Source organism: Paraburkholderia sp. Cpub6 (assembly GCF_014201065.1).
Taxonomy (GTDB): Bacteria; Pseudomonadota; Gammaproteobacteria; order Burkholderiales; family Burkholderiaceae; genus Paraburkholderia; species Paraburkholderia tuberum.
Genome location: NZ_JACHDM010000034.1, coordinates 45,332 through 59,617, shown reverse-complemented (window position 1 = coordinate 59,617; position 14,286 = coordinate 45,332). Strand labels below are relative to the sequence as shown.

General features: G+C 62.2%; 15 protein-coding genes and 1 pseudogene. 3 read left to right on the top strand and 13 right to left on the bottom strand.

The window, feature by feature from the left end:
• The 10 genes and pseudogenes from HDG33_RS33130 to HDG33_RS33085 all read right to left on the bottom strand — a co-directional run.
• Window positions 1-392: filamentous hemagglutinin N-terminal domain-containing protein (locus HDG33_RS33130; protein WP_221311614.1), on the bottom strand; the 392-nt coding region annotated here is incomplete at its 3' end.
• Between the two features lie 836 nt (window positions 393-1,228).
• Window positions 1,229-1,876 carry a glutathione S-transferase family protein gene (locus HDG33_RS33125; RefSeq protein WP_184039503.1) on the bottom strand — a complete coding sequence of 216 codons (648 nt, stop codon included), beginning with the start codon at window positions 1,874-1,876 and terminating at the stop codon, window positions 1,229-1,231.
• Window positions 1,877-1,952: 76 nt separating this feature from the next.
• Window positions 1,953-2,699 (bottom strand): SDR family NAD(P)-dependent oxidoreductase, encoded by a 747-nt coding sequence (locus HDG33_RS33120; protein ID WP_184039500.1) that lies wholly within the window; start codon window positions 2,697-2,699, stop codon window positions 1,953-1,955.
• A 321-nt stretch (window positions 2,700-3,020) separates the two neighbouring features.
• A complete protein-coding gene (locus HDG33_RS33115; RefSeq protein WP_184039497.1) occupies window positions 3,021-3,263 on the bottom strand; it encodes a hypothetical protein in 243 nt (80 codons plus the stop codon).
• Between the two features lie 147 nt (window positions 3,264-3,410).
• On the bottom strand, window positions 3,411-4,157 hold the full coding sequence (locus HDG33_RS33110) for an SDR family NAD(P)-dependent oxidoreductase (RefSeq protein ID WP_184039494.1): 747 nt from the start codon (window positions 4,155-4,157) through the stop codon (window positions 3,411-3,413).
• A gap of 34 nt (window positions 4,158-4,191) precedes the next feature.
• Window positions 4,192-5,058, bottom strand: coding sequence for an alpha/beta fold hydrolase (locus HDG33_RS33105; RefSeq protein WP_184039491.1), 867 nt, complete (start codon window positions 5,056-5,058; stop codon window positions 4,192-4,194).
• A 205-nt stretch (window positions 5,059-5,263) separates the two neighbouring features.
• Window positions 5,264-6,007, bottom strand: coding sequence for an SDR family NAD(P)-dependent oxidoreductase (locus HDG33_RS33100; RefSeq protein ID WP_184039488.1), 744 nt, complete (start codon window positions 6,005-6,007; stop codon window positions 5,264-5,266).
• 9 nt (window positions 6,008-6,016) lie between these two features.
• Entirely contained in the window at window positions 6,017-6,415 is a 399-nt protein-coding gene (locus HDG33_RS33095; protein ID WP_184039485.1) for a DUF427 domain-containing protein, read from the bottom strand.
• Window positions 6,416-6,431: 16 nt separating this feature from the next.
• A pseudogene (locus HDG33_RS33090) lies at window positions 6,432-7,309 on the bottom strand (hypothetical protein).
• A 57-nt stretch (window positions 7,310-7,366) separates the two neighbouring features.
• Complete coding sequence (locus HDG33_RS33085) at window positions 7,367-8,113, bottom strand: SDR family NAD(P)-dependent oxidoreductase (protein ID WP_184039482.1); 747 nt, start codon at window positions 8,111-8,113, stop codon at window positions 7,367-7,369.
• Window positions 8,114-8,342: 229 nt separating this feature from the next.
• On the opposite strand from HDG33_RS33085, the gene HDG33_RS33080 reads away from it, so the two are divergent.
• The gene (locus HDG33_RS33080; RefSeq protein WP_184039479.1) at window positions 8,343-9,227 is read left to right on the top strand and encodes a LysR family transcriptional regulator; all 885 of its coding nucleotides are present in this window, start codon (window positions 8,343-8,345) and stop codon (window positions 9,225-9,227) included.
• Between the two features lie 604 nt (window positions 9,228-9,831).
• On the opposite strand, the gene HDG33_RS33075 is transcribed toward HDG33_RS33080, so the two are convergent.
• Window positions 9,832-10,107 (bottom strand): hypothetical protein, encoded by a 276-nt coding sequence (locus HDG33_RS33075; RefSeq protein ID WP_184039476.1) that lies wholly within the window; start codon window positions 10,105-10,107, stop codon window positions 9,832-9,834.
• 500 nt (window positions 10,108-10,607) lie between these two features.
• The gene (locus HDG33_RS33070) at window positions 10,608-10,772 is read right to left on the bottom strand and encodes a hypothetical protein (protein WP_184039473.1); all 165 of its coding nucleotides are present in this window, start codon (window positions 10,770-10,772) and stop codon (window positions 10,608-10,610) included.
• Between the two features lie 489 nt (window positions 10,773-11,261).
• Between HDG33_RS33070 and HDG33_RS33065 the strand changes: the two genes are divergently transcribed.
• Together HDG33_RS33065 and HDG33_RS33060 are read left to right on the top strand one after the other, a co-directional pair.
• Window positions 11,262-12,305 carry an AraC family transcriptional regulator gene (locus HDG33_RS33065; protein ID WP_184039526.1) on the top strand — a complete coding sequence of 348 codons (1,044 nt, stop codon included), beginning with the start codon at window positions 11,262-11,264 and terminating at the stop codon, window positions 12,303-12,305.
• A 228-nt stretch (window positions 12,306-12,533) separates the two neighbouring features.
• Complete coding sequence (locus tag HDG33_RS33060; protein ID WP_184039524.1) at window positions 12,534-13,466, top strand: hypothetical protein; 933 nt, start codon at window positions 12,534-12,536, stop codon at window positions 13,464-13,466.
• A gap of 62 nt (window positions 13,467-13,528) precedes the next feature.
• Here HDG33_RS33060 and HDG33_RS33055 read toward each other — a convergent pair whose 3' ends face one another.
• Window positions 13,529-14,113 (bottom strand): glutathione binding-like protein, encoded by a 585-nt coding sequence (locus tag HDG33_RS33055; RefSeq protein WP_184039470.1) that lies wholly within the window; start codon window positions 14,111-14,113, stop codon window positions 13,529-13,531.
• Window positions 14,114-14,286: the final 173 nt, after the last annotated feature.

Sequence of the window (14,286 nt, the reverse complement as noted above, 5' to 3'; positions counted from 1 at the left end):
TCCGACTTGCCCGACAGCGTCAGTGCATCACCGCCGTTGATGAAGGCGTCGTTGCAGATATCCAGGGTGGACGCGACGAAACGTCCGCCCGTGCTAACAACGCCCGAGGGCCCCACGACGATGCCTTGCGGATTGATCAGGTAGAGGCTGCCGGTGGCGGTGAGCTTGCCGAGAATCGATGACGGATCGCCGCCCGTTACACGGTTCAGCGTCGCGCCCGACCCGTTGTTGAAGGCGACGGTGTTGCCGTTGCCGATCGAGAAGCTGTGCCAGTCGATCACGCCGCGGGACGAGGACTGGTCGATAGTCAGCGAAGCGGTGCCGCTCGTCATCGCGCCCTGGCCCCGGACGAAGGCGCCGCCCTGCGGCAGCGGCCCGGCCGCGTGGGCCATCGGCACGCACCACGCGGCGAGCGCGAGCGGCACCCATAGTGCAAGCGGCAGCGGGCGCAGAACACGGTTCCACGCGGAAGGCCGCGACCAAGGCGCGATGAGTGCCGCGCCAGCATACGCCAGCGTAAAGGACAGCCCATTGCGCGGGGTTGGGGGCGACTGGATCGCCAGTCTGGATGAATGACGCGACATGATCCCTCCCGAAACGTGGTTCGTGGAAAGTCGTCGTCGCGGAACGCAGATTGTTGCGACCAGGCAAGGCGCGAAAGCCGCCATACCGCACAACACAGCCTAATGGTAGCAGCGCGTTTCGAAAGACGAACCGGTATTTGCGCATGCACCCGGTGCTTGCTGGGACCTCTTCAAGCGGGGAGGTGTGTCGGTCGCCGCGGCGGCAGGAATGGCGGTTCAACCCTCGAAATCTGCCGTTAAGCTAGTGCGGGATCCAACGGCCGGATCGGGTCGCTCGCGGTCCCTCGCTGTCGCGGGTAACGGTTGTCGGTATAGAGAACAACAATTGGGAAGACCAGGGGCAGCGCAACGCGAAGACCCTGATGCAGATCCTCGGTGGCGACGCAATCCAGCCTTGAACGCCAGCAGGCGGCAGTCGGCCACTTTCGGCCGTTCACCGGGCACCGCCAGGACACTCGATCGGCTGTTTCACTTCGGAAGCCGGGCCTCCGGGATGGCGACGGGGCACGACGAACATCGGATCCCCACCAGTCACGGTGTTTCCAACCGCGATAGCGCGACTTTCACCTTCCAGGATTGAAACGAACTCTTTAGCCAACGTAGCGATGCCCAAACATCGGGCATCGCCTTCCGTGTCCGGTCCTTTATGCCTGCGCAGAAGGGCGGTCCGACATCTTGTCGTACCAGGTCTGCAGGGCATCGAATTCGGCGGGAATGCTCATCTTCATGCCGCCCGCCGCAAAATCGACGGTAACCAGCGTTGTGATGTCAGCGGCGGAAAACTCGTCGCCTGCCACGAAAGGAACCGTCTTCAGACGCTCGTTGAAGTCGGCGAAGAAGTTGGCTACGCGCAGCTTGCTGCGCTCGACGATCTCAGGAATCTGTTCATAAGCATGCGGGCCCGACAATGCACGCCCCTTCAATCCGGCGACCGCGTTTCGCACGCCTTCCATCACGGCCGCAAATCCGTCGAGTTCGGCGCGCCGTTCCCACATCGCGATCAGCGCCTTCTCTTGCGGCGTCGTGCCTAGCAATGCGGCCTTCGCGGGATACGCGTCCTCGATGTAGCGCCAGATTGCAGGAACTTCGCCAATCGCCGTGCCGTCTTCGAGTACAAGCGTCGGAACCTGTCGGCGAGGATTGATTGCGACGTACGCATCGGAGAATTGCTCTTTCGCACCAAGGTCCACAGCTTTCGTCGAAATCTCAATGCCTTTCTCGGCAAGAAAAATGCGGACTCGACGAGCGTTGGGAGAAGCCTTGGATTCGTAAAGCGTGAGATCGGTATTCATGTACTGGTCCAGTTCGATGAGAAGAGTTGACTCGCCCGCAAAGCAGTCGCTACGCAGGCGAGCATGTCAGGTCGCTTTAGCCTGCCGTCTTGCCGCCGTCGACCGTCAGGATCTGACCGGTGACGAACGCGGCGCCGTCGGCAGCGAGATAGAGCACCGCTGCGGCGATGTCGTCGGGCTTGCCGATGCGCGCGAGCGGCACCGTGGCGGCGAGCGCTGCCTTGTTTTCGGCGGTGCTGGTGAAGCGGTCCAGCATTCCCGTGTCGGTCGGCCCCGGCGCGACTGCGTTGACGCGAACACCCGTCGATGCAACTTCAAGCGCGGCCGATTTCGTGATGCCTTCGACGGCGTGCTTGCTGCCTGCATAGACCGATGCAAACGCAGCGCCTTCGTGACCGTAAGTCGACGAGATGTTGACGATGCTGCCGGCCTTTTGCGCGGTCATCACGCGCAGTTCGTGCTTGAGACTCAGCAGCGTTCCGAGGACGTTGGTGTCGAACGTGTCGGCATAACTGTCGGCGGTCTGCTCGACGACGGGCCCAGGCCGACCTTCGGTGCCGGCGTTGTTGACGGCCACGTCCAGCCGGCCGTAGCGGGCGACGGTTTGATCCACGAGGTTGCGGACTTCGTCGTCGCGGCGCACGTCAGCCTGTACGAAGTGTGCTTCGGCGCCAGCTACGCGAAGCTCTGCTTCAAGCGCTGCGCCTTCCGCAGCGCGTCGACCGGATACGACGAGCCGCGCGCCTGAACGGGCGAACGCAAAAGCGGTTGCGCGGCCGATGCCCGTAAGGGCGCCAGTGATGAGAACGACGGGTTGGTTCATTTGAGGCTCCTGTCGGGTTTCACGACACGTCGGTCGTGTCGCGCTGCTCGGTGAGCATGACTGAGCTAACTTTAGGCGTCTCTTGCGGCTGTGAAAAAGACTTTCCAGGCTGGAGCGCATGCCTAGGAGGCATGTCGTACGGATGAGGGCGCCGCACGTCTTTCAGCACCTCGGGCATATTGCAGGGAACACCTGTTGCGCACGCACTCGTGCGTACTTTCGAAGCGGGCAACCGTTCGCTCAGACAGCTTGCCCATCACGAATTGCTACAAGAGGTCCCGAACCTTCCCGAGCTTGCTGCCGTCAGCACGCACGCTACAGCTATCGCGATGCGCAATACGTGACGGCATCGCGCAGGCCTGCGTGGGACGCCGTAATCGCGAACGCGAGGCCGCCCATGAAGAGAAGCGCGTACCCGATGCCAGCCACGAGGACGGAGATGATCAGCAGCGGCAGCGAATGAATGCGCGCGGCGAGTGCGAGCAACAGTATCGATACGGCTGCCGCGCAATCGCCTGCACGAATTGCTCCGTAACACAGGCGTTTGAAAAGAAGGTTGGTCATGCCCCAGACAATCGCGGAGATCGTCGTGTTGCTCGCGTGCCAGGCGCGCACGCCAGGCGTCGCTCACCGCGGGCGCGGCGCTCGTCCACAACGTCTGAACGATCGCACGCGCCGCGATCCAGAATGCGGCGCGCGGCTGCGAACGTCTCAGAGCTTCGATCCGCCGTCGACGCGCAAGGTGTCGCCCGTTACCCAGCGCGCGTCGTCGGAGGCGAGGAACACGGCGGCGCCCGCGATATCGTCAGGCTGCGCGACGCGTTTGAGCGCCTGCATGCCCAGCGTGAAATCGCGGCCCGCGTCCGTTTTCGCGAAGTTCGACATGTCTGTTTCGACGACGCCCGGCGCGATCGCGTTGACACGAATGCCACGTTCGCCGAGTGCGGACGCAAAGTGGCGCACGAGCGTGTCGACAGCGCCTTTGGTCGCTGCATATGCCGACAGATTGTTCACGGAGGCGCGCGCCGCGAGCGACGACAGCAACACGACGCTGCTGCCGTCGCCCAGCACGGGCAGCAACTGCTGCAGGAGGAAGAACGGCGCGCGCACGTTGACGGCGAACAGGTTGTCGAAATCCTCGACGGTCGTTTCTTCGATCGGCGCGGCCTTCGAGATGCCCGCGTTCGCGACGAGAATGTCGAGCCGTTCGCCCGTCAGCGACCGCACGCGCTTCGCGAGTTCATGTGGCCCGTGCGCGTCGCGCAGATCGGCGGCGACCTTGTCGGCCTGTCCGCCTGCCGCGCGAATCGCCGCGACGACCGAGTCGGCGGCCTGCTCGCCGCTGCTGTAGTGGACCAGCACGCGCGCGCCTGCTTTGGCGAGCGCGATCGCCGTGGCGCGGCCGATGCCGCGGGATGCGCCCGTCACGAGGGCGGTCTTGCCTGTCAGGTTGGTCATGATGAAATTCCGTTCGATGTCGTGTGAGAGGGCGTTACGCCTGCGGCGCGTCCACTTCCGAGAGGAACTGATCGACGTGCGCGGCGAAGCGCTCCGGGTACTGGTACAGCGAGCCGTGATTGGCGTCCGGATAGAGGATCAGCTGCGCGTTGGGGATGTGCTGCTGCAAGTGCCACGAGTTGATCGAGTAGATGATCACGTCGTTGTCGCCGTTGACGACGAGCGTCGGCTGCTTCAGCGCGTTCAGATAGTCGTACGGGTTCTCGCGCGGCGCGCCCCACTTCGCGAGCGCGGCGAGTTGCGCGGGCGCGACCTTGTCGCTGGCTTCGGGATCGCGGTTGTCGGCGCGCAGACGGAACCGTCCGACAAAGCCACGGCCTGCCGCCTGACTCGCTTCCGAAGGCGAAAAGTGCGCGCGCAGCCACAGGTCGTCGGGATTCGCATACGAGGCGCCGAATATCTCCTGTGCTTCCGGTGTGAGCGTCGCCATGCCTTCGCCGCTGCGTGGGCCCGTGCCGACGAGAATGACGCGGCGCACGAGCAGAGGCTTCGCGATCGCGAGTTCCTGCGCGATCAGTCCGCCCATCGAAAAGCCGAGCACGTCGACCTGCTTCAGTCCGAGCGCTTCGATGAACGCGCCGGCATTGGCGGCCATCTCTTCGATCGACTCCGGCACCGTGCCCGAGCTGCTCGAAATGCCGGCGTTGTTGAACAGGATCACTTCGCGGTTTTGCGCGAGACCGTCGGTGACGGCGGGATCCCAATGATCCATCGTGCCTGTGAAGTGGATGTTCATCACGAGCGGCACGGCACCGGGATTGCCGAAGCGGCGATACGCGAAACGGATGCCGTTGGCCTCGACGAACTGGGTCGGCGCGGTCTGGTGAGTATGGCGGGTCATGGCAGTTGTCCTTACAGAACCGGTTGAAGTCGATGCGGCGCGGTATAGCTGAAACGTATGGGTGCGTCGGGCTTGTTGCGGGGGGCTGGCCCGTCTGCGCTTCTTATCGCGCCGTACTGACAGGTAATGTAGGCGCGTCGAACCACGAAGAAAAAGACTTTATAAGCTGTGTGGCATGCCTGAAAGGCATGCCACGGGGGCTGGCTCACGACGCCGTGCGGCCGCCGTTCACGCGCAGCACTTCGCCCGTCATGAAGCCGGCCGACGCCACGTACACGATTGCTTCCGCGATTTCGTCAGGCGTGCCGGCGCGTTTGCGCGGCACGGTGTCGAGAAACGCTGCCTTGCGCTCGGACGTCTGCGTGAGCCTGTCGAGCATCGGCGTTTGCACGGGCCCCGGCGCGACCGCGTTGACGCGCACGCCGGATGCAGCGGCTTCGAGCGCGGTCGACTTCGTCAGCCCTTCGACGGCGTGCTTGCTCGCGACATACAGCGACGCGCCCGCCGCGCCGCGCGCGCCCATCGTCGAGGACACGTTGACGATGCTGCCGCCGCGCTGCGCCGACATCGCGCGCAGTTCGTGCTTCATCGCGAGCAAGGTGCCGAGCACGTTCGCGTCGAACACGGCTGCATAGCGCGCGGTCGTCTGTTCGACGACGGGCGCGGATTCGCCTTCCGTGCCGGCCGCGTTCACCGCGATATCGAGCCTGCCGAAGCGCGCGACCGTGCGCTCGACGAGCGCCTGCACGTCGTCTTCGACGCGCACGTCGGCTTCAATGAACTCCGCCTGAGCACCGAGCGAGCGGAGCGTATCGGCGAGCGCTTGACCTTCGTCTGCTCGCCGGCCTGAGATCACGACGCGTGCTTTCGAGCGCGCGAAGGCGAGAGCGGTCGCGCGGCCAATGCCGCTCAATGCGCCCGTGACGAGCACCACTGTCTGTTCGTTCATGTCGGTTCCTTATGCGTGTTCTTCGATCGAATCGACACGGTCGGTGTAGAACGCGAGGCGATCACGGATCGGCTCGACGGCGGGATAGGGCGACTCGTAACTCCAGATCGCATTGACGGCGCGCTCGCCGCCCGACGGGATCGAGAAGTACGCGGCATCGCCCTTGTACGGGCAGTACGTCGAATGGCCGCTACGTTCGAGCAGCGTCATGTCGACATCTTTTCTCGGGATATAGAGCACGCGCGGATAGTGCGCTTCACGCAGCGTCAGCGCGTCGCGCGTGTCGGCGACCGTGTGGCCGGCGACCTTGACCACGACGCGCGAAGGATTGCGCTCGATCGTGAGCGGATGATCGGGGCCGGGAATCTTGACGGTTTTTGCTGTGTTGGAGGTGTTACTGGTCGACATGCTGTGACTCCTTGAATCAGGTGGTTTCGTCTGTCGACGCTTCGGCGGCAGCGTCGCTGCGGGCTGCGTCGTACGCGGAAAAGTCGGTGTAGGCGCGTTCGTCGCCGGCCCAGAACGCGTCGCGCTGATACGGCGTGAGCGGCAAATTGCGGCGCAGGCGCTCGGGCAAATCAGGGTTCGACGAGAACCAGCGGCCGCTCGGCGAGACACGCACACCCACGCGATCCGCGCCCCACACGGATGCGAACGCGTCCACCAGTTCCAGCGAAAAACGCGCGCGCTTTTCGATCGTGCCGCCATAGGCGTCGGTGCGTTTGTTCGTGCCGTCCTGCAGGAACGTGTCGGCGAGATAGCCGTTCGCGTTGTGCAACTCGACGCCGTCGAAACCTGCGGCTTTCGCGCGTTCCGCCGCGCGACGAAACGACTCGACGATGGCCCGAATTTCGTCGATCTCCAGCGCACGGTGCGGCGAGTTTGGCACCCAGCCGTTTCGCGTGAACACGGTGGTTTCGTACGGGACGACAGAGGGCGCAACGGGCGCATTGCCCCGGCTCAGATCGACGTGCGACTGACGGCCGTCGTGTGCGATCTGCATGAAGATATGCGCGCCTTTCGCGTGAACGGCGTCGGTGATGTTTTTCCACGCTTCGACGTGCTGGTCCATGTAAATGCCCGGCGCGCCGACATAGCCACGGCTGTCGTATGAAGGATGCGCGCTCTCGGTAATCAGCAGACCGCCTTGCGACGCTGCCGGTGGTACTCGACCATCATCGCGCTCGGGCTGTCGTCGGAGTCGGAACGTAGCCGCGTCATCGGTGCGTGTGCGACGCGATGTGGCAGTTGCAGTCGTCCTACTGTGGTGGACGAGAACAGTTTTAAGTTTGTATCAGTCATTCTGGACGCCTTATCGATTGAAATGGATCGGGTCCATTGCGGTTCCACCGTGATGGCTCAGAGCTTCGATCCGCCGTCGACGCGCAGGGCGTCGCCCGTGATCCAGTTCGCCCTGTCTGACGCAAGAAAGCTCACCGCGCCGGCGATGTCGTCAGGCTGCGCGACGCGCTTCAAGGCCTGCAGGCTCAGCGCATAATCGCGGCCTTGGTCGGTTGTCACGAAGCTGGACATGTCGGTCGCGACGACGCCGGGCGCGACGGCGTTAACGCGCACGCCGCGCTCGCCGAGCGCGGAAGCGAAGTGGCGCACGAGCGTATCGACTGCGCCTTTGGTTGCGGCGTACGCAGCCAGTTCGCCAACCGATGCACGCGATGCCAGCGACGAAAGCAGCACGACGCTGCTGCCTTTGCACAACATCGGCAGAAGCTGCTGGACGAGGAAATAGGGCGCGCGCACGTTGACGGCGAAGAGGTCGTCGAAGCTTTCGACCGTCGTGTTTTCGATGCTCGCGGCGCTGGCGATGCCCGCGTTGGCGACGAGCACGTCCAGCCGTCCGCCGACGACGGCGCGCACGCGTCGGGCAAGCGTATGCGGGCCGTCGGCGGTGCGCAGATCGGCGGCGATTTTCTGCGCGTGGCCGCCGCTTGCGACGATGTCGGCGACGGCCGAATCGGCCGCCGCTTCGTTGCTGCTGTAGTGCACGAGCACCTGCGCGCCGGCGCGGCCGAGTGAGAGTGCGATGGCGCGGCCGATGCCGCGCGATGCGCCCGTGACAAGCGCGGTTTTTCCTGCGAGGTCATTCATGGCGAAGCTCCGTCTGGTTGATCGGCGGGCCGTCAGCGATAACAGGCAGGTATGGCTGCGAAACTGGGCCGCCGGCTTCCGCGCTGCTCGATGCGACTGCTGGCAGATAATCTAGCCATTGCTTGCGTAACGGAAAAAGACTTTGTAGGCTTGCCGGCATGCCTTGGAAGCATGGCCCGGAGGCATGGCCCGAAGTGGGGCGATAGAACGGAGCAAAACAGGAGAACGCATGGAGCTACGTCATCTGCGCTATTTCGTTGCCGTTGCGGAAACGGGCAGCCTCACCGTCGCCGCAGAACAGCGGTTGTACACGTCGCAGCCTTCGCTGAGCCGACAGATCCGCGATCTCGAGGACGAAGTTCGTGCGGAACTGTTCAGCCGCAGCGCGCGCGGCGTCGAGTTGACCGCGTCCGGCAAGGCTTTTCTCGACCATGCACGGCTTGCGCTAGCGCAGGTCGACGCCGCGATCGAAGCGGCGCGCCGTGCGGCGCGTCCCGCGAAGCAGGTTTTCGCACTCGGCTTTCTGACAGGCCAGGAAATGACCTGGCTGCCGCGCGCGATGCAGGTGCTGCGCGACGAGTTGCCGAACATCGACGTGACGGTGTCGAGCGGCTATTCGCCCGATCTCGCCGACGCCGTGGCGCGCGGCAAGCTCGATCTTGCATTCGTGCGCATGGAGCCGGGGCTGGATCTCGACTATCGCGTTGTCTATCGCGAGAAACTTGTCGTGCTGATGCCGAGCGATCATCGGCTGACGGCGAAGCAAGCCATTCATCCGTCGGACCTGCAAGGCGAGACGTTTGTGATGGCGTCGAACAAGGCGCGCGTGCTGCACGATGTGGTCGCGGGCTATCTGCACGAGAACGGGCTCGACCCCAAGCCGGAGCACGGCGTCGACAACCTGGCGATGGCCATGTCGCTCGTCGCTTCGACGCGCGGGCTGTCGCTGATGCCCGAGTATGCGATTAACCTGTTGCCGTGGTCGGTGGTGAGCCGGCCGCTGGAAGGCGAAGCGCCGACCGTCGATCTCGCGATCGGCTACAGTCGTTCGAATGCATCGCCTGTGCTTAAGATGTTTCTGTCGAGAGCGGATGAACTGATTGCCGCCAACTGAGTGAGGGAGAATCGCATGGACCGCCTCGCGGCGATCGAGATCGTTGCTGTGCAATGTATCCATTCGCAACCAGCGCGGGAACTGGCGGAAAGGAATATGGCTCGTTCCAGACCGGGATAGGTCCGAGGGACGTTTTGACTGCTTCCCGCCATTCGCCATTCGCCATCGCGGCGTCGAGGAGCCCGTTGGCTGCTCCACCTCGGGAACCGGTCGTTCGACTTAAGCGGCGGTGAACGTCGGCAAAGAGTCGTAAGTACGCGTTGGGGATGGCGAGACGCGTCGCTCACGACCGCTGAGGGTGTGAGCGGCCGGAGAGTGTCGTGAAGCCCACTGACCACAGCCAATAGCTGACCGTCGGCAATGGCCAAACTACGTCCCGGAGGCGGCAGCGGCCAGATGATTGGACCACTCTGTTCACTCTCGTTGGATGGTCGGTCGCGCGACCGGGAGCTGTGGAGACGGCGTATGTCTTTGACGGATGTCGGGCGCGTGCAGTTAGCAAACCGGTCCTGGTCAAGAAGACATCGACCAGTGGTCCGACGGTCACCCGAGGGCACCTATGTCCGCCGCCCTAGTGCTGACCATTCCCCCCGAGTGTCCCGGGTCACTCCGTGACCGGTCGCTTGAAGACATGGACGTGGTGGTAACGCAAATATTCGATCTGCGCTTCGTTGAACGGCCCCGTCTCAACGTTTTCAGGCAGGTTGCAGAGTCGCAGCGCTTCCTCGGGCAGAAAGGGCGAGGTAATCAGCTTTCCTGTTTCGTCGAAAGTAATCCACCCGCCATCGAACAGGTGGTCGACGTGAGGACCGTTCGGCGGGGCGCCTCCTGCCCCTCGTTTTTTTGCCGTACGTTCGGCACAACCAGCCCTCACGGTCACCGATCAAGATGGGTGTCTTGCTGGTCCGACGGATACCGCTGCGGCCATATTTTGCTTTTAGCATCCAGCTACGACTCTAGCTAGCGACCACCGCCCCCCAAGCAGAGGCCGCCGACTCGGGTATTTCGTGGCTGCGCGGCAATTAGCATTCTTACTAAACACAAAAGCGGCGCAAGTGACTGTCGGCGCTCACTCACGCGTTAACTAGTACTGTTTTTATGCCGCATAGTGCACGGGACGTAGTGCCGTGCAAGCCGTGCCATGCTGAATTAACCGGAGATCCGATGTGAGAAAGCGGTCCGACAGATATCGGACGCGGGACCGTGTGTAACGTGCCGGAGGAAATTCTATCGATCATGTTCGTGCATCTGCATCACGAACAGGCCTTTTTTATGGCCTCTGTTCGTCAATTTGCCGATCGCGGCCAGTGTCTCTTATGCCAAAGCTGAATTGCAGCGCCGCGCTCGGAAGTTCATCGACGAACGCTTCGCATCGCAGTTCTATCCCTTGTCGAACAGACTTGAAACCCGCGAGATAGTTTTCGCGGCCAGAACCAGCAACGCACCAGCGATGCTGTAATCGACGTGATGCATAACTTCGGTCAAATAGAAAACGGATAGCGCAATGATCGGGTGGTACATCGCACGGCTTATCAGGCGTTTCATCGGTGTCTCACGCTACTGTGTTTGCGCGAAGCGGTCAGTTGCTGTGCTTGAACCGATTCGTGCAAGTTGGGTGACGCGCCAGGCTTCCAGAGTCCGAGGAAGGCTTGTTGGCGAAGTACGGATGACGCCGATCCGTGATGTTCCTTCCTGTCATGAACTCTGCCCGCGGCAAGCCATTGCCGTCCTGCCCGTGCGTCGATCTTTCTTGTCCGATCGTCCACTTCTTGCCGATGCATCGCGTGCGTAGTGCGGGCGTCCACAAAGATCGTCCTGTCATCCTGGCGAAGCGCACGTTCCGTGGTGCGCTTTTTTGCCAGGCGCGAGTCTTCAACGGACCCGCAAAGCGTTTCATAAGCCTCGCGAAAAACGTCAGTAAGGGAATTGTCGTCAAGTGAGGTTGCGGGTATAACATGGAGCCCTTGGCCATCCTGAAGAATGAACGGCGGCCAGGTTTCTCGCCCGGGAAATCGCATTTCACGCGAGCTATCCATGGATGCAGTCTCTGATGTTCTGCGCGCTGTTCGTCTGAGCGGCGCCGTGTTTCTGAACGGGACACTCACCGCGCCGTGGTGTCTGATCGGTCGCACCGATGCATCGCTCTGCGGCGCTTACTTGCCGCCTTCCGAGCGCGTCGTTTCTTATCATCTGATCATAGAGGGGAGTTGCTGGGCGAAGCTGGCCGACGATCCCGGTTCGGCCATTCACGTCCATGCCGGCGAACTGATCGTGGTGCCTCAGGGTGAAACGCACATCATCGGCAGCGCGATCGATATCTCCCCTGTGCCGTCGGACTCGCTACTGGCCGGGCAGATGGCGACAGTACCCGGTGAAGTGATGACGCTGTCCTATGGCGGCGGGGGCGCTGTGACACGCATCGTGTGCGGCTTTCTGGCCTGCGACGATACTTTGAGCAATCCGCTGCTCTCATCACTGCCGCGACTGTTCAAGATCGACATGCGCCAGGATCCGCGTGCGGCATGGCTCGAGTCGTCTCTCAAACTTGCTGCCGCGGAAGCGGCCGACTCACGCGCGGGCGGCACGATTGTGCTTGCCAGACTATCGGAACTGCTGTTTGTCGAAGCAATCCGTAGCTGTATTGAAGCGCTACCTGATAACCAGACCGGGTGGCTCGCCGGCGTGCGTGACCGCTACGTTGGACGCGCGCTCTCGCTGCTTCATGCGCAGGCGGCGCATGCGTGGACCGTCGAGGAACTTGCGCGCAAAGTGGGCCTGTCGCGTTCCGCGTTGGCGCAACGCTTTACCGATCTTCTGGGACAGCCGCCCATGCAATACCTCGCGAGATGGCGCATGCAGATTGCGGCGCACGAACTTCTGATCGGTAGCAAGCCGCTCAACGCCGTTGCGGAACAGATTGGCTATGAGTCGGAAGCCGCATTCAGTCGCGCGTTCAGACGCGAGTTCGGCATGCCGCCGGCCGGCTGGCGCAAGAGCAAAGGAAAGTCGAACGGCGTGGCCACATCAGCGCAGCACGCGCAACCTACGCATGGCGTTGCCGCACTGCGGGATCAGTGATGCCTGCCGTGACGCGCCGCGCTGTCTCTACCCACTCAATTGTCGACCTGTGCGACCAACGTGACGAAACGGCGTTTCAGTCATATCGTCCGGCGACTCGATCATAGAACTTCAAGACTCCCAATCGTAAATTGAGCGTGCCGGAAAGCCAGATCATCCGACTGGCTCTGCCCGGTGAATCGACACTCAACGCTAGACCGCGTGGCGGTCCATATTGGGAGAACTTCCATGAACGCAATATTGCGGCTGTCCGATCGCGATCGCTACGCCCGATGCATTCGCGCTTCGAAGATGGTCAGTTGGGACATCGACCGTGACGTGATTGGAGGCCGTACCTTCGACATGTCCCAGAAGTATTTGCCGGACGGGCTGTCGCTGGTGCCGGATTTCATCATGCTCTCGGAGGCTGAGAAGCGGTTCGTCAGCCAGATTCAGGGGCGTACATACGCGAACGTGTTCGGGCTCGTCGAGCGCTTCATTAACGCCAAGGTGCTGGAAGTGAGCCGCGACTACTGGCTCGGCGATCAGGTGGCGCTCGAAGCGCTCGTGCGTTTCAGCGACGAAGAGCTTAAACACCAGGCGCTGTTTCGCCGCATCGAAAAAATGATCGGCGAAACGCTGCCCGCGGGTTACCGCTTCGACGTCGATCCCGATGCGCTTGCCGCCGTGGTCCTCGGCAAGGGCACCTGGGCGGTGCTGGCCATGACGCTGCATATTGAACTCTTTTCGCAAATTCACTACCGCCAGAGCATTCATCCTGACGATCAGTTATCCGAGCTGTTCAAGGATGTATTTCTGTACCACTGGAAGGAAGAAAGTCAGCACGCCATTCTCGATGAGCTGGAATGGAAGCGGCACGACGCCACGCTGACAGATGCGGCGCGCGACAACGCGGTCAACGAGTTCATCGACCTGATGATTGCGATCGATGGCATTTTGCGCGGGCAGGCGACAGCGGACTCGCGGTATTTCATCGCGAACTGCGGGCGTGCCGTCGTCGAGGCAGAAGCCATGTCGATCGAAGCGAATTTCCATCATGCCTACCGGTGGCAGTACCTCCATTCCGGTATGCATCACCCCCATTTCGCGGAAGTGCTCGATCGGCTCGTCTCCGAAGAGCAGGGGATGCGTATCCGGGCCGCACTTGCCACACTCCATTGAGCGAGCCCGAACGCACACGAATCATCCAGCTAAAGGTGCGCGCGGCGAGGATCTGCGTTTCATCAGTCGAGTCCCTCGTGCTTCATGGCAAGCTGGACGGCCGGACGCGCGCGCATCAGTTCGGCAAAGTTTCGCAATTTCTCCGGCACTTCGATGCCTACCTTTTTGGCCCAGAGCAGCATCGTGAACAGATAGGCGTCCGCCACGCTCGCTTCGCTGCCGAACAGGTATTCGCCCTTGAACATGGTGGCGATCAACTGGAAGCGTTGACCGAGCTTCTCGCGCGCTGCCGTTGCTTCAGCATCCGAAGTGGGCTTGAAAACACGGCTGAACTGTTTGTGGATTTCCGTCGAAATGAACGCGAGCATCTCGAGCAGGCGCAGGCTGCCGGTTTCGCTATTCGGCGCAAGGGCAGGCTTGCGCTGTGCGACCCACGAAAGAATCGCGATATTCTCGGTAAGCCGTTGACCATCATCCATTTCGAGGGTTGGGACGTAACTCTTTGGATTGATCCGATTGAACTGCTCCCCAGTCTCGGTCTCCTTGGACTTCAAGTCGACGCGAATCCTTTCGAAAGTGAGATCGGCCTCATGCATTGCGATATGGTCGGCGAGGCTGCAGGCACCAGGCGAATAGTAGAGCTTCATGACAGGGGGCCCTTTTCGTGAGATGAACTGAACCGTTTCAACGCAGCAAAGGGCGTGCCGCCGCCGTCGACACCTGGAACGAAAGTTCGACGTCGAGCGTCGATTGCGATGGATGAACTTTGGCATAATTGCCGCATCGCTGCGCCGGGCACTGTCCGTTTTGACTCGCGCCA